19 protein-coding genes are annotated in these 24002 nt (G+C 60.1%); 3 read left to right on the forward strand and 16 right to left on the reverse strand.

Going from position 1 to position 24002, the window contains the following annotated elements:
* Positions 1-59: 59 nt before the first annotated feature.
* The gene (gene galE, locus CVO77_RS02150; RefSeq protein ID WP_106000575.1) at positions 60-1067 is read left to right on the forward strand and encodes a UDP-glucose 4-epimerase GalE; all 1008 of its coding nucleotides are present in this window, start codon (positions 60-62) and stop codon (positions 1065-1067) included.
* A 466-nt stretch (positions 1068-1533) separates the two neighbouring features.
* Complete coding sequence (locus CVO77_RS02155) at positions 1534-3474, forward strand: polysaccharide biosynthesis protein (protein WP_242446068.1); 1941 nt, start codon at positions 1534-1536, stop codon at positions 3472-3474.
* A gap of 27 nt (positions 3475-3501) precedes the next feature.
* On the opposite strand, the gene CVO77_RS02160 is transcribed toward CVO77_RS02155, so the two are convergent.
* Genes CVO77_RS02160 through CVO77_RS02180 form a run of 5 tightly spaced genes read right to left on the reverse strand, consistent with a single transcriptional unit; the run spans position 3502 to position 8245 of the window.
* Positions 3502-4713 (reverse strand): DegT/DnrJ/EryC1/StrS family aminotransferase, encoded by a 1212-nt coding sequence (locus tag CVO77_RS02160; RefSeq protein ID WP_105997686.1) that lies wholly within the window; start codon positions 4711-4713, stop codon positions 3502-3504.
* 28 nt (positions 4714-4741) lie between these two features.
* Positions 4742-5395 carry a class I SAM-dependent methyltransferase gene (locus CVO77_RS02165; protein WP_105997687.1) on the reverse strand — a complete coding sequence of 218 codons (654 nt, stop codon included), beginning with the start codon at positions 5393-5395 and terminating at the stop codon, positions 4742-4744.
* A gap of 17 nt (positions 5396-5412) precedes the next feature.
* Entirely contained in the window at positions 5413-6396 is a 984-nt protein-coding gene (locus CVO77_RS02170) for an ATP-grasp domain-containing protein (protein ID WP_242446070.1), read from the reverse strand.
* Positions 6393-6989: a sugar transferase gene (locus tag CVO77_RS02175; RefSeq protein ID WP_105997688.1), complete on the reverse strand. Its 597-nt coding sequence runs from the start codon at positions 6987-6989 to the stop codon at positions 6393-6395. The genes CVO77_RS02170 and CVO77_RS02175 overlap by 4 nt, the downstream gene beginning before the upstream one ends.
* The gene (locus CVO77_RS02180; protein WP_105997689.1) at positions 6986-8245 is read right to left on the reverse strand and encodes a glycosyltransferase family 4 protein; all 1260 of its coding nucleotides are present in this window, start codon (positions 8243-8245) and stop codon (positions 6986-6988) included. Before CVO77_RS02180 ends, CVO77_RS02175 begins: the two co-directional genes overlap by 4 nt.
* A gap of 671 nt (positions 8246-8916) precedes the next feature.
* Here CVO77_RS02180 and CVO77_RS02185 point away from each other — a divergent pair.
* Complete coding sequence (locus tag CVO77_RS02185; protein WP_158257972.1) at positions 8917-10083, forward strand: hypothetical protein; 1167 nt, start codon at positions 8917-8919, stop codon at positions 10081-10083.
* A gap of 251 nt (positions 10084-10334) precedes the next feature.
* On the opposite strand, the gene CVO77_RS02190 is transcribed toward CVO77_RS02185, so the two are convergent.
* The 11 genes from CVO77_RS02190 to CVO77_RS02240 all read right to left on the reverse strand — a co-directional run bounded on the left by CVO77_RS02190 (position 10335) and on the right by CVO77_RS02240 (position 23893).
* Entirely contained in the window at positions 10335-11609 is a 1275-nt protein-coding gene (locus CVO77_RS02190) for a flippase (RefSeq protein ID WP_275541968.1), read from the reverse strand.
* 24 nt (positions 11610-11633) lie between these two features.
* Complete coding sequence (locus tag CVO77_RS02195; RefSeq protein ID WP_146130804.1) at positions 11634-12575, reverse strand: glycosyltransferase family protein; 942 nt, start codon at positions 12573-12575, stop codon at positions 11634-11636.
* A gap of 253 nt (positions 12576-12828) precedes the next feature.
* Positions 12829-13983, reverse strand: a complete 1155-nt coding sequence (gene wecB / locus CVO77_RS02200) for a non-hydrolyzing UDP-N-acetylglucosamine 2-epimerase (RefSeq protein ID WP_105997693.1) — start codon at positions 13981-13983, stop codon at positions 12829-12831.
* A 30-nt stretch (positions 13984-14013) separates the two neighbouring features.
* On the reverse strand, positions 14014-15129 hold the full coding sequence (locus CVO77_RS02205) for a polysaccharide biosynthesis C-terminal domain-containing protein (RefSeq protein WP_105997694.1): 1116 nt from the start codon (positions 15127-15129) through the stop codon (positions 14014-14016).
* Positions 15126-16169 carry an SDR family NAD(P)-dependent oxidoreductase gene (locus CVO77_RS02210; RefSeq protein WP_275541963.1) on the reverse strand — a complete coding sequence of 348 codons (1044 nt, stop codon included), beginning with the start codon at positions 16167-16169 and terminating at the stop codon, positions 15126-15128. The genes CVO77_RS02205 and CVO77_RS02210 overlap by 4 nt, the downstream gene beginning before the upstream one ends.
* A 56-nt stretch (positions 16170-16225) precedes the next feature.
* On the reverse strand, positions 16226-17266 hold the full coding sequence (locus CVO77_RS02215; protein ID WP_105997695.1) for an SDR family NAD(P)-dependent oxidoreductase: 1041 nt from the start codon (positions 17264-17266) through the stop codon (positions 16226-16228).
* Positions 17267-17303: 37 nt separating this feature from the next.
* A complete protein-coding gene (locus CVO77_RS02220) occupies positions 17304-18326 on the reverse strand; it encodes a hypothetical protein (protein WP_146130805.1) in 1023 nt (340 codons plus the stop codon).
* 223 nt (positions 18327-18549) lie between these two features.
* Positions 18550-20733 carry a GumC family protein gene (locus tag CVO77_RS02225; protein ID WP_158257974.1) on the reverse strand — a complete coding sequence of 728 codons (2184 nt, stop codon included), beginning with the start codon at positions 20731-20733 and terminating at the stop codon, positions 18550-18552.
* Positions 20734-20750: 17 nt separating this feature from the next.
* Complete coding sequence (locus CVO77_RS02230; protein ID WP_105997698.1) at positions 20751-21413, reverse strand: polysaccharide biosynthesis/export family protein; 663 nt, start codon at positions 21411-21413, stop codon at positions 20751-20753.
* 146 nt (positions 21414-21559) lie between these two features.
* On the reverse strand, positions 21560-22795 hold the full coding sequence (locus CVO77_RS02235) for an O-antigen ligase family protein (protein WP_158257975.1): 1236 nt from the start codon (positions 22793-22795) through the stop codon (positions 21560-21562).
* A 300-nt stretch (positions 22796-23095) separates the two neighbouring features.
* Entirely contained in the window at positions 23096-23893 is a 798-nt protein-coding gene (locus CVO77_RS02240) for a metallophosphoesterase (RefSeq protein ID WP_105997700.1), read from the reverse strand.
* Positions 23894-24002: the final 109 nt, after the last annotated feature.

A 24002-nucleotide genomic window follows, 5' to 3' on the forward strand; every position in this document is an offset into this window, starting at 1 on the left:
CACACAGCGCTCGACGAACCCGGTTGATCTTCGGCCGGCGCGTCGGCACAGGAGCGGGCATGAAAGTCTTCGTTACCGGCGGAGCGGGCTATATCGGCAGCCATACGCTCGTCCAGTTGCTGTCCGCGGGCCACGAGGTCTGCGTCTTCGACAATTATTGCAACAGCTCGCCGATCGCGCTCGCGCGGGTGCGCCAGCTCACCAATCGCGACCTGGCCGTGGTCGAAGCCGATATTTGCGACGACGACGCGCTGACGCGCGCGGTGACCGCCTTCGCGCCCGATGCCGTGATCCATTTCGCCGGTTTAAAGGCCGTCGGGGAATCGAACGATGTTCCGCTGCTTTATTATCGGACCAACGTCAGCGGAACGATGAACCTGCTCGGCGCGATGGACGCCGCGGGATGCCGGCGCATCGTCTTTTCCTCCTCCGCCACGGTGTATGGCGAGGCCCATTATCTGCCCTTCGACGAAGACCATCCCATCGCGCCGACCAACCCCTATGGCCGCACCAAGGCGATGGCCGAGGGCGTGATCTCCGACTGGGTGCGCGCGACTCCCGGCGGTTCGGCCATATTGCTGCGCTATTTCAATCCGGTCGGCGCGCATGAATCGGGCCGGATCGGCGAGAATCCCCAGGGCATCCCCAACAATCTGATGCCCTTCGTCGCGCAGGTAGCTGTGGGGCGCCGCGACAAGCTGTCGATCTTCGGCGACGATTATGAGACGCGCGACGGCACTGGCGAGCGCGATTATATCCATGTCGTCGACCTTGCCGACGCCCATCTTGCCGCGCTCGAACATGCGGTGCGCGCGGCCGGGTGCGAAGCGGTCAATATCGGCACCGGCCGGGGGATCACGGTCAAAGAGCTTATCGCCGCTTATGAACGTGCGTGCGGGCATTCTCTCGCCACCGAAATCGTGGCACGCCGCGCAGGCGACGTCGCCAGCAGCTATGCAGCGACGACAAAAGCGGCGGATTTGCTCCGCTGGAACGCCAAGCTCGGGATCGACGCCATGTGCGCGAGTTCGTGGCAATGGCAGTCGAACAATCCCGAAGGCTTTTGACGACGATCTTGGCGGCTTCCGATCTTCCATAGTTGAGGCGCGTCGTCATCCGCTGCGTTGCTTTCGGACCGCGCGCTGGCGCCAAAGCAGTTGCCGTCGATGGCGATCGACAGCGAAGCCGGACAACGCTTCGGCAACGGTAAGGGGTCATCGGGCTATGATCCCGATCACAGCGCGGTGTGCCGACGGTTCCTAATCCGGTTCGGAGCGACCAGGGCTCACGATTTTTTCCTGTGCACATGGACTGGGATCGATATCGGTCGCCGCGAGTTATACTGGCCTGCGGGAGGCCTTTTGCCATGGGGCGGTTGCACCAGTTAACATTGAATAATCTTATGTTTTCGTTTATGCGACCGTCGAAAATTCGGCCGAATGAACGCGGTTGTGTCGGGGGAATTTTCTGCAATCTGCACGTCAATCCTCGCCGAGCACGATGACCATAGAAAGCGTTGGCGATAGAATGAGAATGCCGAGCGATGATTATTGGCGCGACTTGCGCGCGCGAATCCTGTCCTTTTTGGCCGACCGTCCGCGCATCCAGCGCCAACTCTCAGCGGGCGCTATCGACGGCTTTCTGTGTATAGCGGCAGTATGGATCGCTTTTTCACTCCGCCTTGGCGTGTGGGATCTGTTTTCGTTCCCCATCGCGACCTTCGCTGTGGTGACGCTATTGCTCTGGTATCCCATCGCGTGGAAGGTCGGCGTCTATCGCTCATTGATCCGCTTTTCCGGCGCGAGGACAATTGCTGATCTGGCGATCGCCTGCGCCGTCCTGACGCTCCCCCTCTTCGTCGTCTGCGTGGTGTTTCGGCTCCCTTCGGTTCCAAGAACGCTCTGCGTCCTGCACCCCATCATCTTCCTGCTCCTGCTCGGATCGAGCCGCATCGCGATCCGGTTCGTGCTGCTCGACCTCTTCAAGGTCGTGTCGGTCGATGTTCGCCGCGTGCTCGTTTACGGAGCCGGCCGCGCAGGGCAGCAACTTGCGCTGTCGCTTCGCCACGAACCGCAAGTGTTGCTGGTCGGATTTGTCGACGATGATTTGCGGCTCGATGGCCAGCGCCTCGACGGCGTGCCGGTCTTTGGTGCCAATCGCTTGGCAGAGATACTCGCGGATAACCCCGTCGACGAGGTGCTGCTTGCGATTCCGAGCGCATCGCGCGCGCGGCGGCGCGAGATCGTCGAGACATTGCAGGACAAGGTGGTTTTCGTCCGCTCGCTCCCCAATCTGACCGGTATCATCGAGGGCTCGGTTACCGTCAACGATCTGCGCGAAGTGCAGATCGAAGAGCTTCTCGGCCGCGAAACCGTCGCAGCGAACGAATTGCTGATGAGCAAGACGACGGCCGGAAAGGTGGTTCTGGTCTCGGGCGCCGGTGGTTCGATAGGCAGCGAATTGTGCCGCCAGATCATCCAGTGCCGCCCGACGCGCCTCGTTCTGCTCGAACAGTCCGAATATGCGCTTTACGCGATGGAGCAGGAACTGATCGAATTGATGCACGAACTCGAAATCAACGTGCCACTGGCGCTCGAGTTGGCGAATGCGTCGGAACGTTCATCGATGCACCGCATCTACAAGCAGCATAGGCCCGACACGGTGTTCCACGCCGCTGCCTATAAGCATGTGCCGCTGGTCGAGGCCAACCCTCTCTCCGGTCTTCGCAACAACATCATGGGCACGCTGCATAGCGTCGCCGCAGCCGAAGCGGCGAAAGTCTCCAACTTCATTCTGATCAGCACGGACAAAGCCGTCCGTCCGACGAATGTCATGGGTGCCTCGAAGCGCGTGTGTGAACTCATCCTTCAAGCACGCGCAGCACAGCCGGGGGCGACCACTGTGTTCAGCATGGTCCGCTTCGGCAACGTTCTGGGGTCGAGCGGCTCGGTCGTGCCGCGCTTCAAGGCGCAAATCGCGGCCGGTGGTCCCGTCACGGTCACGCACCGCGAAATCACGCGTTATTTCATGACCATCCCCGAAGCCGCGCAGTTGGTGATCCAGGCAAGCGCGATGGCCAAGGGGGGCGAAGTGTTCGTGCTCGACATGGGCGAACCGGTCAAGATTTTCGATCTCGCCACCAGCATGATCCATCTATCGGGACTGAGCGTGCGCACGGCCGAAAACCCCGAGGGCGATATTCAGATTATCGAGACAGGACTTCGCCCCGGCGAGAAGCTTTATGAAGAGCTGCTGATCGGCGACAATCCTCAGGAAACCAAACACCCGCGGATCATGCGCGCCCGCGAAGGGATGCTGCATTGGGAGGATCTCGATCGCGAATTGCAGATTCTCGATACGGAAATCCGCGTCAACGGCGACAGCACGGCCGCGGTGCAGATCATCTATCGGCTGGTTCCCGAATTCCTTCCCGACGCGGGATGGGGCGAGCGGCTGAGTGCCGGTGAAGGATAGCCGCAACTCGCCCCGCAAGGATTTGGATCAAGCGCTGGCAGCGGCCATGACGGCATAGGTTTCTTTTGCTGCCACCTGCATCTGTTCGTCAGTCAGCGTCGGATGGACGAGCCACATCAGGCTGGTGTCCCCCAATTGGCGGGCGGCGGGCATCCGCTGCGCAGGCCTTGCGCCCGTGCCGTCGAAGGCCTTTTCGAGATAGACTTCCGAACAACTGCCCTGGAAACAAGGGACGCCGCGCGCATTGATTTCCGCAATGATGCGGTCGCGATCCCAACCATCCGCCAGCCTGTCGGGCCGCACATAGGCATAGAATTTATATTCGGCGTGAACGCTGCCTTCCGCGCTGTTCAATCGCGGCACGCGAAGGCAGCCATCGGGGCCCGAGAAAGGCGCCAATATGTCATAAAGAACAGCCGCGTTGCGCGTTCGTGCTGCGGTCCAGTCCGCCATGCGCCCCAGTTGGACGAGGCCGATCGCAGCCTGCATCTCGAGCATACGCCAATTCGTCCCGATGCTTTCGTGCAACCAGCGAAATCCCGGCGGATGGTCGCGCTGATAGACCGCTTCCCAGCTTTTTCCATGATCCTTGAAGGACCACATGCGCGACCAAAGATCGCGATCATTGCATGTGACCATACCGCCTTCGCCGCCGGTCGTCATGATCTTGTCCTGGCAAAAGGACCAGGCCCCGACATCCCCGATCGTGCCGACGCTGCGGCCCTTGTAACGCCCGCCGTGCGCCTGCGCGCAATCCTCGATCACCTTGACGCCATGCGCGCGGGCGAGCGCCATGATCGGGTCCATGTCGGCCGGCCAGCCGGCGAGATGGACGATGATGACGGCCTTCGTGCGGGGTGTCAGCACGGCGGCGATGGTCTCGGCCGAGAGATTGCCGCTCTCCAGGTCCACGTCGGCAAAGACCGGCACAGCACCGGCATTGGCGACGCAGCTTGCCGAGGCAATAAAAGTGCGCGGCGTGACGATCACCTCGTCGCTCACCGCCCCGCCGTTTACCGCGCCGATGCCAAGGCCGTGGAGCGCCAGGTCGAGCGCGACCGTGCCGTTGGCGAGCGCAATGGCGTGGGCGCTGCCCGTCCAGTCCGCGAAAGCCTGCTCGAAAGCGCGGCACTGCTCGCCGGTCCAATAGTTGACGCGGTTTGAGAGGATGACGGCGGACACAGCGTCCGCCTCCTCCTGGGTGAAGCTCGGCCAAGGAGCAAAAGGCGTGTTCAGCATGCTATTTACCAGCTTTGATGAAGAGACATCACTTCTTCTTGAGAATATATATTATATGCCCGTGATTTTTCGGGACGGGATAGGATTTGATGATCGAGAATCTCTTCTCGATAAGAGCATCGACATGCGATTTTCGCGTGTCGGAAGAGGAATTGACTTTCCATATATTGTAATAATAGCTTGAGCTTGCTTTTGTCGCTTTCAATATCAAGCGCTTCAAGAATAAAGGGATAGGAAGAGAAAAGAATTTTTCGCGCTTCGACGTCAGGCGCAGCGCCGTATAGATACGGAAATCCTCCGCGGCGAGAACCAGCACCGCATAATTGCTCGACAGCTTCTGGATATTCTCCAGCGCGCTTTCCACGTCCGCGAACGGAATATGGTGGAAAACCCGCGAACATAGCACGACGTCGAAGGTCTGGCCTTTCAACGCTGACGCTGCGGCCGTGATCGGCGCCACCACGTCGGGGTTCAGATTCTCATTGATGTCGATCGTCGTGACCGGCACCCCGAACCCCTCGACCAGATATTTCACCACGCCGGTTCCGACCCCGATCTCGGCAACGCTTTTGGGCTGGAGATCCAGAACCTCGTTGATTTGGAACCAGTAGGTGTTGAAACGGTCGAGCGAGACATATTCGCTGAACTTGTAGTAATCCTGATGGATCTTCGCTTGTTCCATAATCTCTTTTGCCTTTGTCAGTTGGATTCGATCTTGATGAAATGCGCCGCGTCATAGCGCAGCATGCGCAAGCCCGATGTCCATTCGTGATGATAATCGACGGGCGCACCGAGGCATTCCGCAAGCAGCCATTTGGCGAACGGTGCGCCGGCATGATGGGCCAGCGGATAGCCGCCGCCGAAACGGGCATTGATCTCGAACAGCGAAGCTTCGCCATCGGCGCTGATGATGGATTGAAAGCAAAGCGCGCCGCGCGCCCCCACCAGATTCCGGCCCAGTTCCTCGGCGATGGCGATCAGCGCCGCGTTTCTTTCCGTCTCTCCCTTCGACACTTCGCCGCCGCGCACCTCATAGCGAAGATGGGGGACCGCCGCGCGCAGCACCCCGGCCTGGTCGAAAAAGATATTGGTCGTATATTCCCGTCCGCTGAGCAGAGTCTGCGCGACATAAGCATCGTCGAATTGGGGATCGCGAAGGTCGTCGACCGACTCGGCGATATAGATTCCCTTTGAAGCGCTGCCCGCCTTCGGCTTCATCATCAAAGGCCATGCGATCGACGAGGGCGCCCGGCGCAGCGCGTCAACGCCGATGGTGGCCGGGGTCGCGAAACCGCGCTGGAGCAGCCAGTTCGCCGTCAACAGCTTGTCCCGCGCCAGATCGACCACGGCTTCCGCAGAGACCGCCACCGTCATGCCGCGGCGCGCGAAATCGTCGCGCCTGCGGCTATAGAGGATCAGTTCGGGATCGATCGTCGGAACGATCAGCCGGACCTCGTTCCGGACGCACGCATCCATCACGACATCCAGAAAATCCGGCGACGAGCAGGACGGAGTCTTGATCGCGACATCGGCCTCGCAGCAGGCGGCGCTGAACTCGGGCATCAGGTCGCCGGCGATAATCCGCAGATCGATGCCCAGTTGCCGCGCCGCGTCGCGAAAGCAGCGCATCAATTCGACGCGGCGGCCCGCCGATGAAAAATAAACTGAAACGGTTTTGCTCACTCTGCGCTATTCCCTTTGAAGCGGCCCATGATCTTCCCGTCGCTGGCGTTGATCCCCGAACGCTTGAACGCAACGCCGATCGTCTTGAGCAGGATCGTCAGATCCAGCCAGAAACTCCGGTGATCGACATACCAGACATCGAGCCGGAACTTATCCTCCCAACTCAGCGCGTTGCGCCCGTTGACCTGCGCCCAGCCGGTAAGGCCCGGTTGCACATCGTGCCGCCGCGCCTGCTCGATGGTGTAAAGCGGCAGATAGTCCATCAGCAGCGGGCGGGGTCCGACGAGGCTCATGTCGCCTTTGAGGACGTTCCACAGTTCGGGCAACTCATCGAGGCTGGAGGACCGCAGACGGCGGCCGAACGGCACCAGTCTCTCCTGACTCGAAAGGAGTGCGCCGTCTGGCCCGCGTGCATTCGTCATCGTACGAAACTTCAGCATTTCGAACGGCTTCGCGTCCTTACCGGGCCGTGTCTGGCGAAACAGCACAGGACCGCCGAGCTTGATCCGGACGGCCACCGCCAGCACCGCCAGCACCGGCAAAAGAAGGACAAGCAGGCTCGCCGAGACGGCAATATCGAAGAGGCGTTTCATACCCCTTTCCTCTGGTCGGTCGCCTTGTGCAGCACATCCGCCAGGTTACGGATCCCCTGCTCGAACGACAGGTGGCCGGTGTAGAAGTCGCGCGCGTTGGCGCCGAGCTCGGCAAGATCGCCGGGGGCCATATCCGCGAGGCTCGCGATGGCCTCGGCAAGCGCCCCCGCATCCTCCGGCGGCACGACGACGCCGCCCCGTGACTGGTGGACCAGTTCCGCCGCATCACCCTCGACCGCCATGATGATCGGCTTGCCTGCCGCCATATAGGCTTGCGTTTTGGACGGAATCGTAATGGCGAACAGCGGGTCGGCCTTCAGGTGCACCAGCAGACAATCGGCCGCGGCGAGATAGGCGCCAACCTCGGCCATCGGAACACGCGGCAGGAAACGGACATTCGCGAGCCCTTCGTCGGCGGCGCGTGCCTTCAACCGCTCCGTTTCAAGGCCGGAGCCGAGAAAGCAGAATTCCACCTCCGGGCGTTTCCCGGCCAGGATCGCGGCGGCATCCAGCACCGCATCCAGTGCCTGCGCCGGCCCCATATTACCGGCGAACAGCACACGGAACTTTCCTGGCTCGGTCAGGGTGTCGGGCCGGGACGTCGAGGCGGCGGTCACCCCGGCCTCATCGGCCCAATTGGGAATGACGGTGATCCTGTCCGCCGGGACGCCGCGCTCGATCAACAACCGGCGAAAGCCGTTGGACAGGACCACGATGTGCGCGGCGCGCCGCCACGTCCAGCGGCAAAGGCGCCCTATCGCCCCAAGCAAGCGATCATTGCCGATCATGCCCGTCGCGCGCAGCGTGTCGGGCCACATGTCCTGAACATCGAGGACGACCGGCACGCGGCGAAAAAAGCCCGCGACCTCGGCCGCCAGGGCGACCGTCATCGGCGGGTGATAGGCATAGATCACATCGGCGCGGCGCGCGAAAAAGGTCAGGTAAAGCGCCGCCGAAAGGAAGAAGCTGGCATAATTCAGCACGCGGCCGACCCGGCTTTTGTCATGGCTGGGATAGAGCGCCAGCCGTGTCACCGCCACGCCTTGCATCACCATGCGCTTGATCGGCCGGATGCGGTAACCGTCATAGACTTTGCCGCCGGGATAATTGGGAAAGCCGGTCACAACCTCCACATCAAAACCCAGCTCGCCAAGACGCCGCGCGAAGGCCGCCCCTTTCATGGTCGGTTCGGGATCGAAACCCTGTTTCAGAACGATAAGCCGTGGCGGCGCGCCATTCGGGGCGAGAGGATTCATTGGGTCAGAGCCGTATCTGGAAGGGGGCGTGCATGTAAATCCAGTCACATTGGCTCCATGGAGCCGGTTTCCTATTGTCGACACACACCTTCGACGAAGTCACCCGGTTGAGGGACATCCGCAACCGACAAGCAATTGCATCGTCATCGCGGCGCCATTGTCACCAAAGCGGCGTTCCTAGCGGCGATCCGGGATGCAGGCAATATCCCCTTGCAAAGCCTATCAACTGTCCGCGCAAGCGGGGAAAGATCAGCTGCAACCCCTGCCATGCAACATCCCGCGAAGCATCATGCGGTTGGCCTGTTTGTCCCGTGCAGCCTTCGCTTCGTCGTTTCCACGCTCATGCGCCGTAGCGCGCCTCAGACCGGACGCCCTCGCCTTGCGAAACGCCGATTTCATCGCTAACGGTGCCGCCCTGTCAGCGAGAAGAGATATGGCCCACTCCCCCCAACATTGCCGCTCCTGCCCTGTCCTTTTTAGGATTCGGGATGGCGGAGAGGAATAGTGCCCGTATCTCTGAAACCCAACTCGACAGCGAGATATTCACCATACGAGATATTGGTTTTCCCGCAATTTTCTCCGCAAGCATCAACCCCTAGAGTCGGAGGAACATAACGGCGATGCGGGTCAAACAACCCTTTGCTCTCGACAGAGCGATGTTCGTTCTGGTCATGATCGACCTTCTCTTTCTCCCATTCCTGCTGCCGGTCCCTGTCCCTCTGTCTTTCGCCGTGCTGCCAATCTGGCTTCTCAGCCTACGACCCGAGCGAATAAGTGCTGGCGCCGTCATAGCAATTATCGGCGCTATGTTCGCCATTTTTAGCTATATTTTAGGCATAAACTCCACTCCCGGCATTGATGATTCTTCGATTCGAAGATCTGCGTACACAGCAATCATTATATTCATGTTCGGCACCTATGTAGCGGGATCAATGACGAACTTCCGAACATTCCATCTCCATATACATATTTTACGCCTTTACCTCATTTTTGTTTTTCTTCTTTCCATAATATTTTTCTGGAGATTCGATGACTATTTTCTAGTCCGTCAATTTTGGGCCTTCGGTGACAATGTTGATATTGCCGATAATCTAAACACCCTGACGCGGTTCACAGGCACGTTATCCGATCCGAACAATCTGGCTGTTTCCACAGTAGCCATCACCGCTTTCCTTGTTTTCTTTGCGCCGCAGCAGGTCGGTCGAAACATTGCGGCTATGGCTATGACCGCCGTGATCGTCATCGCCAGCATGTCATCAACCGGCATCATCTGCTATGCAGCCCTCATAGTAGCGTTTATTACTGGATCTCGCTTGAAAACCGGACCCAGAATTCTACTGCTGCTCGGCTCTGTCATTGTCGGCATTGCCATTTACGATATTGTCAAGAATACGGATGTATTTGCGCTAGCAAGCCAGCGAGTAGCAGATACCGATTCAGAATCCAGACTCTCGCGCTGGCAACTTGCGCTAGATTCATCAAAATTTCTTAGTTCGCTAATAGTTGGAGATGGAGGAACGATACTCCTGAATGGAATGGAGTATAAACCGCATAATGGCCACATACATGTGGCTTACAGCTTCGGCTTGGTGTGTTACATTGCATTCGCAACGATATTTTTCCGCGTATACCGCATCAGGGATTGGCGACACTATCTATTCTTAGCGATCATATTCACTGGATTTACCGTTAACGTCGGAATCTACGAGCATCGATTCGCTGGCATTTGGGTCGTTCTGCTGGTCATATATCATCGACTCGCCGCTCCACAGCCTGCGCCGAAACGGATCACGCAGCAACAGCGTGCTGCCCGCGAGGGCAGCGTCAGCAGTACTTGAAGGCGTCAATCCAAGATTAGGCGGAAAAGAATATAGCCGACTGTCCGCGGCTCGATAACCGTTGGTCATCAAGCCGGGGCTATAAGTTGATGGCTTAATGGCTTGAACCCGAAATCCCATCGCTGGCGATCATAGGCCGACAGACGGCCTCCGGGCGGGGGTTAGCTCACCCGCTATTCTCGCTCGGCGCCGCGCAACGCGGGCTGAATCACATCACGCTGATATTACACAACCTCTTTGCGATCCGACTCTCAGTGACGCAATCGCGCGCCTGACAGCTGCCGGAGAAAGCGGCCACGATCAAATAATATAAAGGAAACTATGACGGTAAAGGCCGATACGACGCCTAGTGCGGAAATCGCGCCCATCCCACCGTAACGCGGCACCAGGATCATGTTCAGTCCAACCGCGAGGACAAGGCCCGATAGCTCGATCATGGCCAGCATCTTTCCGTTATTGACACAGATATACAGCTTCGTCGTCAACTGCCTCAGGAATAAAAAGGGAATGGAAAACAGGCTTATCAAAAGAATATATACGGTTTCATGATATTTCGGGCCGAATATATATTCGAAAATAAACAGCGAGAAAACAGACAGGAATATCACAACTAAAAACGATGAAAGAAGAAGCCGCTTTGCTATGAAAAATATCTTTTGATAAAATTTATCATTGTCCTCACTATAAGACGTCACGAGGTCGGGAAAAACAGCCAACGTCAACGCATAGGGGATAAATTGCAACGCTTGGTTGATTTGCGGAACAAGCGCGTAGGTTCCCACCTCATAAGGCCCCAGATAGAAGCGCAACATCATCGTGCCGATGCCAAGATAGAGCGTGAAAAATATGGTCGCCGAAAACAAATAGCTGCTTTGCGCCAGCAGGGGCCGGAAACCGCTGGCCTCCGGTCGCCATGTCCACGGCATCGGCCCGCCGAGAAGCCGCACGGCGAGCAGCAATCCCGCCGCCTCCAGGACGAACATCCCGGCGTGGAGCCAGCCGACCTGGACGATCCCGAACCCCGCGAAAATTGCGGACAGCTTGGCGACCGATCCCGTCGCGTTCGATATCATTCGCATGCGCGCGGCATTGTGGAACGCCGACACGGAATTGGTCCACGCCAGCAGCGACGATGTCAGCGGCGACAGAATGACCGGAATCATGAAAATGTAGAATAGCGACCGCTCTTCTGGTGAGAGGGCGCCGGACGTTCCGACGAATAACAACACCGCCGCTATTGCGGGCAAATAGACTATGATCTTGAGGGTGAAGACGGTGCCCAGGAGCCGGGCGGCTCGCTCTGGCGTTTCCACCAGTTTCTTGATGAGCAAACCTTCAAGCCCCAAATCGCCGGCAACGAGCAGGACCCCGATGATGGACAGGGTAAAGGCCCAGTGACCATAGGCCACAGGCCCCAGAATACGGGTCATGGCCGCAATGCAGAGCAGATTAAGAGCACTGCTCGACACCCGCTCGGAGAATATCCAAAGCGCTCCGGCCGTGCTCCTGGAAAGCCGCTTTGGCACGATATTGTCTATGAACCGCAATGCTTATTCCTGAACAGGGCCGAGATGGGCTATTAATTCGACCCTATCCAAAGCGAAAGCGTCGCTGAAACGAATAGTCGCATTGGCGATATCCGCCTTTTTGGCAAGAACATCATCGCGCGTAAGGTTTGCGCGCGCCCCTATCTCGATACCGGCGCCGCTCCATTCCAGAACATCCAGATAATGTTCAAGACGCTTCCCATAATAAAGGCAGGGGATACCTGCCTCAAGATACTCGAAAGTTTTAGAAGGCAATCCTGGGCCATCAAAATCGCACGCCAGGGCCACAAGCCCGCAATCGCAGCCAGCGGCAACCCGCCGAAGATTTTCACGGTCAAGCTTTCCAAGATGGCGAACATCCGGCCGGCCGCTTAACTCGGGCGGCAGTGGGTCGCCGGAGGCTATCAGCAGCTGAAATCGGCCCTGCGTCACTCTATGCAGTTGCTCGGTGGCAGCCGCGAGGCCGCGGGTCCGATTGATCTGGCCGGCAAAAAGGACTTTCAACGGTTCATCATCGCCGTGACGATAGGATGCCGGGCCGGAATCCATGTTCGGAGCATGGATTGCATACCACAACCGCACCGCCTTTGCCCGATGCAGGATCGGCTGTTCCAGAAAATCCTGCGATGGCACCAGCAGGCGGTTGCTGGCTGACAGGGCCGTATTTTCGATCCGATCGAATAGCCGCCGACGCATTCGTCGATCAAAGCGCACGCCGCCCAGCGTAACAGGGTAGCTGTCCCACACAATGGAGACGATGGTTTTTCCGAACAATCGCGCCAAGAACGCATAGTGCCAGGACATAAGCAGCGGCGTATGAAGCAGAACTATATCGCTCCGCTTGATCAGACCCAGATGTTCAAACCTAAACCCCCGAATTCTGTTGGAACGCCGGACTTCGAGATCGAGTCCGGCGAAGCTCAATCCGCTAGCAATATTGTCCATGATCCGGGCCTCGGCACCACCGGGAGAGGCTATGAACATTGCGACGCGGGGTCTCGGGACAGATGTTGACGTCACACTTCCACCTTCTTGACATATCGCCGGAAAACCGCCCGCCTTGCTCTTTAAGTCGGTCCCTCAATTCCATTCTGGCGTAAGTTGCGCACCCTGCCTGGTGAGGCAAAAGGACGACAGCAATGCCGAAAGCTTGCCCGGCCTCGTTTGCCGCGCCGATTGGCGAAATCACCGTCGTAGATCATATATAATCATGCATGCGGATACCGTCCCAGCCGTTCGACAAACGAGCGGTACCGACGATCAACTTGACCACGCGCTCGGACGTGTTGCGGATCGCATAGTCGTCGGGGATCGGGCAGCGTTCGCCGCGCGCGCGGCGGTCGGCGTGAATCCGCGTCACCAGTTCGACCGCTTCCAATATCGTATCGCTGTGCAGGCCCGTGACGACGATATTTCCCGTATCGAGCGCTTCGGGGCGTTCGATCGCGTCGCGCGGCGTAATCGCCGCAAAGTCGAGAAGGCTCGATTCCTCGGCGATCGTGCCGCTGTCGCTGATGGCGCAGAAGGCGTTCATCTGGAGATGGTTATAATCGTGGAAGCCGAACGGCTTCAGGTCGCGGACGCGGGGGTCGAGCGTGACGCCGTCCAATGCGTCGAGCCGCTTGCGCGTGCGCGGGTGGGTGGAGACGATCACGGGGACATCATATGTCTCCGCCAGCAGGTTGAGCGCGGCGACGAGTTGCCCCAGCCGCTCCTTGCTGTCGACATTCTCCTCGCGGTGGAGCGAGACGATGAAATATTTCCCGGCCTCGAGCCCGAGCCGCCCCAAAACGTCCGAACCCTCGATCGCGCCGCGATAATGATCGAGCACCTCGCGCATCGGCGATCCCGTCAGATAGATGCGGCGGTGCGCCATGCCTTCGCTCAACAGATGGCGCCGCGCATGTTCGGTGTAGACGAGGTTGAAATCGCTGATGTGATCGACGAGCCGGCGATTGGTTTCTTCGGGCACGTTGCGGTCGAAGCTGCGGTTGCCCGCCTCCATGTGATAGACCGGGATTTTCATCCGCCGCGCCATGATGGCGGCGATGGCGCTGTTCGTATCCCCCAGGACGAGCAGGGCGTCGGGCCGGTTCGCCCGCAGTTCCTTTTCGGTTTCGATCAGGATGCCGCCGAGCACGGCGCCAAGGCTGCTGGTATCCACTCCCAGGAAATTGTCGGGCTTGCGCACGCCAAGATCGGAAAAAAACACCTCATTCAGCTCATAATCCCAATTCTGTCCGGTGTGGACGATGCGGTGATCGCAATAATCGTCGAGCACCGCCATCACCCGCGAAAGGCGGATGATTTCAGGGCGGGTTCCCAGGACCGTGGTGACTTTTAACTTGGACATTCGAAGAAGATTCTCTTTTCGCGCGCGACCCTAGACCGGATCGGCATAGGTGTCGGGATTGGCCGGGTCGAACAGATGGTGCGACCAGAAGAAGGTGATGACCTCCCCCTCGCCGCGATTCTCGATATTGTGCGTGTGGAGCGGCGGCATGTCGATGGCAACGGGCCGGTCGCCCGAAACGGCGAACTCCTGCACGTCATCGGTCAGAACGCGGCGAATGCGGATCAGCGCCTCGCCTTTCACCACCAGAAAGCGTTCGACCAGATCGAGGTGGAAATGGTCGCCGCGCTTCTGGCCCGGCAGCGTCGTCGACAGAAAGCTCTGCGCCGCATTGCCCCCCTTTGCGCTCTCGAACAATATGCCGCGTGGGTCGGCGTTGACCTTGAGCGGGCGCGGATAATGCGTCGGATAGCCGCCGGTGCGATAGGTGTTGAACAGCGCGAGATCGAAGGGATCCGAAAGGTCGGGAAAGATGTTCGCGGTGTAGAGCGCGTGAAAGTGCCGCAGCTTCGCATCAAGATCGGCCACCGTCATGTCCCGCCCCTTTGGCGCAAGCCGCCCGGTCCGTCCGTCCAGAACCGCGTCGATCGCCATCTGCGCCGCGGCGCCGGCATGCAGCAATTGCACGCGGCCATCGGCGTTGATGCTTGGCGTTTCGCCGCGCCAGAGCGTGTCGATCAGCGTCGCGGTCACATTATTATAATTGGGCCGCGCGCATTCGCCAAAAATATGCGGCAGCACCAGATCGGTATAGCTGGGCGCAAAGGCCGCCAATATCTCCCCGGCGATGCGCTTCGAGCGCCCATAGGGCGTGTCGCTCGCGGCATGGGTCGAATTGGCATAGACGATATGCGGCGTCACACCCGCGGTCTCGAGGCCGCGCACAAGCGCGCGGGCGATGTCGGGGTTGGCGCGTTCGACGACGGCCTCTTCTCCGCGGTTGACGCCGGCGAAATGAAGCACCGCATCGACCCCCTCCAGCGCGGCGGAAAGGCGCGCGGCGTCGGCGAAGGTCGCGTGATCGATCTGGATCAAGTCATACGGCGGCGGCGCGCCGCGAAAGCGCGCGGCGCATATCGCGGCATGGATGCGGCCGGCCGCGTGCCAGCCGATCAAGCCCCCCGCCCCCGTAACGGCTATCTTCACGGTCGCTTCGCCTGCCAGGACGCCACTTCGGCCTGCACTTCGGGGAGCGACATCAGCAAATCTTTCACTTCCGCGACCTCGAGGCGCTGGGCATTGTGCGAATGAAAATCCTGATAGCTGTGCGTTTCCGCTTCGCCCTCGCTGACGTAGGCGCTGTAGTTCAGGTCGCGCTCGTCGAGGCGGAGCCTGTAATATTCGCCCATATCCTCCGAGCTTGATAGTTCCTGGGCGCTGGCGAGCGTCTCGAACAATTTTTCGGCATGCCGCCAGCCGATGACATTGACCTCATGATCGGGAACGCCGAAAATCTCCTTCAGGGCCGTGACCAGATCGCCAATCGTCGATGCCGGCGCCTTCTTGATGAACAGATCGCCCTGCCGCGCATGATCGAAAGCGAAGCGCACAAGCGCGACGCTGTCACGCAGCGGCATCAGGAAGCGCGTCATTTCAGGCTCGGTCACCGTGATGGGCTGGCCGGCCTTGATCTGCTTGATGAACAGCGGAATGACCGAGCCACGCGAATACATGACGTTGCCGTATCGCACGCAACTGATCGTCGTATCGGCCTTGCTGCCGATTTCGCGCGCCGCCGATTGCGCCAGCTTTTCCATCAGGGCTTTCGATATGCCCATCGCGTTGATCGGCATCACCGCCTTGTCCGTCGACAGGCACACGACGCTCTGGACCTTGCTCGCGAGCGCGGCCCGGATGATATTTTCGGAACCGAGAATATTCGTGCGCACGGCTTCGAGCGGGAAGAACTCGCAGCTCGGGACTTGCTTCAAGGCTGCGGCGTGAAAGATGGCGTCGACTCCCGCCACGGCCCGGTCGACGCTGCTGCGGTCGCGAACGTCGCCAATATAATAGCGCACGCGGCCATCGTGGAGCTGATTACGAAGCGCGTCCTGCTTCTCCTCATCCCGGCTGAAAACACGAACCTCTTCGATATCCCCGTGCAGCAATTCGCGCAGCATGGTCTTGCCGAAGCTTCCGGTTCCGCCCGTGATGAGAACTGATTTAATCGAAGCCATTTTTTCCATTCACCTCTGGATTCTCAACTCACGGCATGGCGGCGGCACGCGCCCAACCACACACGTCAGTCATTTCGATAATAGTCGCGATACCATTCAACGAATTTGGCAACGCCCTCTTCTATATCGGTTTCGGGCCGATATCCGGTCAGCGACTGGAGCAAAGCGCTGTCCGCCCAAGTTGCGGGCACATCGCCTTTTTGCATCTCCATCATATGCCGCTTCGCCGGAATCCCGACCGCCTTTTCGATCGCTTCGACAAAATCGAGCAATTTGACCTTCTGCCCGTTGCCGATATTGACGATCCGGAACGGTGCGACGCGCGAGAGGCTGTCCCCCGCCGCGGGCCTATGCGACGGACGCTCGGGCACCGCGTCGATCAGCAGGCGAATGCCGCGGACCAAATCGTCCACATAGGTAAAGTCGCGGTACATCTCGCCCTGATTGTAAATGTCGATCGGGCGGCCGCCGAAAATCGCGTCAACGAACTTGTAGAGCGCCATATCGGGGCGTCCCCACGGGCCATAGACGGTGAAAAAGCGGAACATGGTGGTCGGCAGGCTCCAGAGGTGCGCATAGCTGTGCGCCATGCTCTCATTGGCCTTCTTGGTCGCCGCGTAGATGGTGAGCTGCGCGTCCGCCTTTTCCGTCTCGATGAACGGCATCTCCTCATTGGCGCCGTAGACCGAGGAAGTGGAGGCCATCAGCAGGTGCGCCACCTCCAACCGTCGCGCCGCTTCCATCACGTTGAAACTGCCCACGATATTGCTGTCGATATAGGCGCGCGGATTTTCGAGGCTGTAGCGCACGCCCGCCTGGGCGGCGAGGTGGACGATGACGTCCGGCCGGAAATCGTCGGCCACGCGGTCGAACAGCGCCTGATCCTCCAGCATTCCCTCGATGGCGGTGAAGTCCGCCGCCTGGAGCAGCATGGCGTGCCGGCGCTGCTTGAGCCGCACGTCATAATAATCGGTCATCCCGTCATAGCCGCAAACGCGGAACCCCTCGGCAAGCAGCAGCTTCGCAAGATGAAAGCCGATAAAGCCGGCGGTGCCCGTGATCAGAACCCGGCGCGCAGGCGAAGAAGATATAGGGGTCACAGCCATTATTCTTTCAAAGTCCGTCCGAAACCGCCGGGAAGACCTAATCGATGCGCCTGAGGTTCAGGCGGCGGAATTGCGCATCGATCCCCGCCGACATGTCCGGGACATTCACGTTGACCGAAAGCCAGTACCAACGACAGGTATCGCTCGCGATGGTCAGGCTGGCGCGCTGATGCCCGACGCCAAGATTGATGACCTGCGCGGTATCGGGGTTGCTGCCCGTCTCCGCGCAAGCGACGCGCGCCGTCAGCACATTTTTTTCGAGAGCCGCGTCCCCGACAATATCCCATTCCATCTCATAGGCGCCGGGTGCAAGCTCGACCAGCCGACGGGCGGCATAGCCGCGCGCACCGGCAATCGCGGAAATCGCCAACAGCTTGTGCTCCGGGTCGATCGTCGCGCCCAGATTGCCCGATGACGCCAAGGCCCAGTCGATCGGCGGCAGCGCGGACGGCCTTGAGAAATCCCCGTTGAAGACGGCCCCCTCGGCTAGCCGCGACGAAGGCGTCCGATCCAGGGCGGCAACCATCTGCTGCAAGGCATCGAAATGCCCATAGTCGGCCAGGCGTCGGGCAAGGATGCGGTCGGCGTCACTGATTTCGGTCTGCCGCCAAGGCGCCCCGGCGACGAGAACGCGCAGCTTGGCCGCATTTTCCAAGCTTGCGGGCACGGACACCACGGCGTTCCAGTAGCGATCCGACCAACTCGGCTTCGGCCCGATGAACGGCGCGAGCGTCGTGGCGGCTCCAGGCCTTGCGGTCGCCTGGGCCATCGCCTTGAGATAGAGTGACCGCAAACTTTCGTTGGTCAGAATGGCGCGCGACATCCACAAAAAGAACGAGGGTTCGTCACCGCGCAGCGCCGCGGCCTCTATCGAAGCCGAAGTGATCAGCGAACTCCGGCGCGTAAGCTTGCCGCCGAGATCGAGCAGAGCCTGCCTCCTGGCGCCTTCGGCTCGGTCCATCGACGCGATCAATATCCCCAGCGCCGCGGAGGACAAGGGCTCGCTCCGGTAAGCGACCGAAGCCAGTTTGCGCTCGCGCGGGGAAATGACGGCCTTCACATCCTGCTTTTGCCGCGCGGCATAGGAAGCAAAGGCCAGATTGGCCTTCGCCTGCCCCATTGGGCCGACGCCGATGATGACCGACCTGCTCGGATATTTGACCTGGCTGGCGATCACCGCGCTCGATGCACCGACCAGCACAGTCAGAACGCCCGCCGTCAGCCAAAGCAATATTCGCGCGACAATCACCGCTTCACCAAATTCTCATGTCGACCAGACCAGGTCATTCGTCGTCGCTTTTTTCGGCACCATAGCTGAAGCCATAGCCATAGCCGTAGCCGTAGCCATAGACCTGATTCCGGGCACCCACCTTGGTGACGATCGCGCCGAACAGCTTTGCTCCCGACATCCGCAGCCGGTTCAATGCCGTCGCGATCGCGCGGTTCTTGGTCGCATTGGCCTCGATCGTGAACAGCACGCCTTCGACCCGGCGCGCGATCAGCGGCGCATCGGCAAGGCCCAGCAGCGGCGGCGAGTCGATGAGAACATGGTCATAGCGCTCAAGCAACTTGGCAATCAGTGTGCCGAGCCTTTCGCTACCCAGCAGTTCCGCGGCGTTGGGCGGCATCTTGCCCGCGGTGATGATCGAGAAACCGAATTTGGGCAGTTCGGAGATCATCCCGTTCAGATCTTCGTCACCCGAAAGATAATGGCTGAGGCCGCGCTGGTTTGGGATGTCGAGATAGCGATTGAGCGACGGGTTCCGCACGTCGGCATCGACGAGGATAACCGACTTTCCGGTCGCGGCGAGCACCGTCGCAAGACAAAGCGACGAATTGCTCTTGCCTTCCTTCGGCCGCGAGGAGGTGAGCATGATCGCGCGCGGCGCGCCATGTTCGGTGAGGAAGGTCAGGTTCGTCATCATCGAAAAATAGGCTTCGTAAATCGCCGATTTCTTGTCGGTGATGGCGTCCGCGACCGGCCTGTTGAGCACTTCGGGAATCGCACCGAGCAACGGCAATCCGAAGCGCGGCAGGACATCCTGCGGATCGCGCACCGAACTGTCCATCTTTTCGAGCAGGAACACCAGGCCGGCGGCCAAGGCCATGCCCGCGAGAAGCGCGACGGCCAGATTGATCAGCAGGCTCGGGCTCGACGGGCGTTCCGCGGGCTTTGCGCGATCGACAAGCGATACATTGTTCGTTCCCACGCCCGCAACGCCGATTTCCTTGTAGCGCTGAAGCAGCCCTTCATAAAGCTGGCGATTGGAATCCACCTCGCGTTGCAGGATCGCCATCTCGATCGATTCGCGCTGCTGATTGTTATAGCGATTGGTCAGCCCATTAAGCTCGGCCTCCAGATCGCGCTCGCGCTTCAATGCGGCGTTATAGGCTTCGCGATTCCCTTGCGACGAGCGACCCACTTCGTCGCGGAGGCTCTTGTCGAGATTCGCGATTTCCGATCGCAGCGCCACAACGGTCGGATAATCGTCGGCAAAGGTCGTGCGCATCTGCGCGAGCTCAGCCTCGGCCACTGCGCGCTTCTGACGCAGCGCGCTGATTGTCGGGGCGTTGACCTGCGCGACCCCCGTCATCGTATTGGGCAGCTCCGCTTCGGCGGAGATACGGGCTTCACGCGCCTTCGCCAGCGCCTCACTGATCTGGAGGATATCCGCTCCCACCAGCGTCTGCGTCCTCGTCCTGCCATTGCTGTCCGTTTCGGATGCGACGGTGACGATGCCCTTGGAAACGGAATAGTTGATCAGCGAACGCTCGGACGTTTCCAGATTTTGCCGCAGCGTTTCAAGTCGCGCCTCAAGATATTTGCGCGCGTCGGACGTTGCCGCAAACCGACGGTCGATCGTGGCCTGGACGAATTGGGTCACCCATAAATCGGCCAGTCTTGCAGATAATTTCGGGGAAGGCGTCGAAAAGCTGATATCGATAAGGCTTGAGGTCCGCACCGGCGAAACTTCGAGTTGATCGAGCAGGATATCGACGGCTTTGTCCGTCAAACTACGCCGCTCGGCACTCGTCATTCCCGCATCCGAAACCTCGAGATCGAACGCTGCGATGAAATCCTTGTCCGTGGTCAGGCTTCCCGCCCGAACGACCCGTTCAGCGAGCGATTCCGATTTAAGCAACGAATATTGCGTGTTGTAGAAGGCAATCTCGTTGACCACCCCACGGTCGCGCTGTTGGTCAACCGACGTATCGATCGGCGAATCGGGCAAGACTTCAATCCGCGCGGTCGAGGTATATTCGGGGGTCGCGAGGAACGTCGCGAGCAGGCCGAGCAGCAGCGCGCCGACGATCGCCGACATCACCCAATTGCGATGGTTCAAGATCGCCGACAATATGCGCTCGATTTCGGGAAGCGATGTGGAATATCCCCCTTCGCCATCTTCTCCGTAGGGCGACAGCATAGGGTCGGCAGGCACGATAGGTCCGCGGACAATCTCGTTCATTTTGCGGGCCATCCCTATCAAAATTCTCTGGAGAGGAGGATCAGCGGCGACAGCAGTGCCGGTGTTGCCGCAAGAATATCCTTGAACATGCGGCGCTGCGGCGAATCGCCGACGACGACCACGTCGTTGGGGAATATCTCCGGATCAGCATAATTACCGCGGCGGATGGCCCCCAGATTATAAATACCGACATATTGCTTCGTTCCGACATTCCGGAACACCACCACATCGTCGAGCTTTGCAAATTCGGTGAGGCCACCCGCAAGCGCGACCGCGCGCATCAGCGTCATGCGGCCCGCAACCGGATAGGCGCCCGACCGCTTGACCTCGCCATCGACCGACACCGCCATGGACTGGAAAGCCAGCGCGCTCGCGCTGGTGGGCGCCTTGAAATTCACCGTGACCTGGGGATCACGGATATATTTTCCGGCAAGCTGCGACCGAATCTGATCGGCCAGCGCCAAGGGAGTCTTGCCGGCCGCCGCCACGGTCCCGATGAGCGGAAACGAGAAATTCCCTTCCCCATCCGTCATGATGTCGCGCTGCAGGTCCGGCACGCCAAACACCTCGATGCGCAATTCCGTGAACGGACCGACAAACGCCAATCGGGTCGAGCGGATCACATCCGACGCTTCGGGCGGCGGCAGGATCGACAGGGCGGTGACCGGCGTCCCAGGCATGCTGGCGACCGGAGGCGCACTTTTCGCGCATCCCGCAAGGAGCGCGGCCGTAGCGGCACACAAGAGAATATTTTTCATAGGAAAACTGTCAAACCCCGTAATCGACGGCGGAGAAGGCTATAATGGATCGGCTTTTGCTCGCAAGCCTATTCCCGCCGGGCCGTGGCGGGCGTGGGACATACGAAAAGCACCAGAAGCATGATCGCCATCACCTGTAGCGAGGGCGTGCGCAGCGGATAATCGACCGCGCTGGCTGCCGCGAGCAAGCCCACCACCGCCAGCACCGGCAATCGATAGTCACCGCGATGCCCCTTGATGAGCCGCGTGAAACCGGCGCGGGCGGCGGCGCGGCCGAACCATATCAACGCGGCCGCGACGATCAGCGCGAACGGTAAGCCTCCGGTAATAAGGGCTTCCACCCAATCATTATGCGCGTGGTTGAAATAGGTGGGCTGCAGCAAGGCATCGGCCTCGAATATCCTGTACACGCTCGGGAAAGAGCCGAATCCCGCGCCGGCAACCCAATAGGTTTCGGCCATCTGCTGGACGCTGGGCCAGGCAAGAACCCGAAGATCCTCCGCGACCCGGTTGTCCGCGACCCGGCTCAGCGACGTCGCGCGGCCAGCCAGGAAAAGGATGGTCGCCAGAAGCGCAGCGATCAGCACCGGCGGTGTGTAGACGAGCCACTGCGCGCCCTTCCCGGCCGCCGCCGCACGATGCCGCGTGACCGCGGGCCGACCGCGCCATGCCGGCAGGATCATGGCATAACCGATTGCGAACGCTACCCCCCCTGCAACCAGCCCCGCCCGCGAGCCGATCAGCATCGTCATCGTGGTGCACAGAATGGCCGCAGCCGCATAGCCAAGCTGAATCATCGGGTTTTGCTGCCGCCGCATCAGTTCGTCGCGCAGGAGCGTCGCGGCAAAAACGACGGCACAGGCCTGAAAAACAGCGTGATGGTTGCGGTTGGCGAACAGGCCGACCATCGCACCATTGTTGGTGATCCGGTAAAGATAGGCGGGGCTTCCACCGCCCGAAACGATCTGGAGCAGCCCGAGCAGGCCGCTCACGACGGCGATGATCACCAATGCCTGCATCACCCGCGCCATGTCTTCGGCGCCGAGGCGGCCGGCGACCAGGAGCGCCGCCAAAGGCACGGTCATCGCGAGGAGACTGTTCCACGTATCGGAGGGCGTCAACGAAATCGGCCGCCAAAGGTCCGGCTGCCCAAGGAGCCGATCGATCGCGACGATCAACTCGCGGCCAGGCAGGGCGTGCCAGATCGAGGGTGCCAGGGGAATAAGTTGGACGGCGATCCATAGAGTCAGGGCGAGCAGGATCGCCAGCGGCGCGCGGATACGACGCCAGTCCTCCCGCGCCATGCCGGTGATCGCCCAACAGGCGAACAACACCGATACCCCGCGCAGGACCGGCAGCGAAGCTATGTCGCTCCGCGATCCGCCGCCGGTCAGGAACACGAACAGCAGAAACAGGAGGGGCGCCCAGCTCCGCATATCGGGCGGGCCAAAGCCCTTCGGGCGTGTGGCCCTCGTCGTTCTTCTGCTCATTTTTCCACTATTCTGGCATCGGATGTACGGGGAACGGGGCCACAGCCCGCTATCCGCGCGGGCGAATAGACCGGCCCGTGGGGAACTGGCAAGGTTCGGCTGACCGCCGCCGCGTCAGGCCGCATCCGCCCTCGCCTCATTCTCGTCGTTCTCGCGCGCAAAAAGGAACCAGCGATGGTTCGCTTCCAGTCCCATTCCTGCCAGAATGCCGCTACGGAACGCGCCGACGTCGATGCCGATACGATTGGCCTGCTCGTCGGGTTCGTTGGTGATGCTGTGCCCATGGACGATGATCTTGCCATGGTCGCCCAGATCGTCGAGAAATTCGTCGCGGATCCAGCGCAGGTCGGAAAGCGCCTGCTTTTCGAGTGGGACGCCGGGACGCACGCCGGCATGGACGAAGGCATAGTCGCCGATCTCGACCAGATCCTCGCCGCCGCCGAGGAAATCGACGTGGCTCGTCGGCACCAGCGCGGGCAACCGCTCGGCGACTTCCTCGAAACTCACCTTTTCGAAATCCTCATCATCGCCCCAATAGCTGCGGATCGTGGCGTCGCCGCCGATCCGCATGAAATAGCGGACGCGGCGCACGTCACCCGTCAACGCCGCGAGAAAACATTCCTCATGATTACCGATCAGCAGGCGGGTGTCGGGAAATTCGTCGCGGAGATGCATAGCGCGCTCTACGACCTGCGCCGATTCCGGGCCGCGATCGACAAGGTCCCCCAGCAGCACCAGGGTCAGGTCGGCCGCCTCCCGCGCCGCATGGTCGGCGCGGATCAGGTCGATCATCTCCGCGAACAGATCGTCGCGTCCGTGGATATCGCCAATCGCGTAGACCCGCCTCCCGGCGGGTATTTCATGTCCCCGCGGCGCGGACGGAGCCGGATTTTTCCTGCGCTTCCAGAACATGACTATTGAACCGATCCAACCTCAAATTATCGAATGACTGTGCTTAAGCGGCGCAATAGCCGTATCCATGTCCCCCTAGCCACCTGCCCGGTGGATGACAACATACACG

The sequence above is a fragment of the Sphingopyxis lindanitolerans genome, assembly GCF_002993885.1.
Lineage (GTDB): Bacteria > Pseudomonadota > Alphaproteobacteria > Sphingomonadales > Sphingomonadaceae > Sphingopyxis > Sphingopyxis lindanitolerans.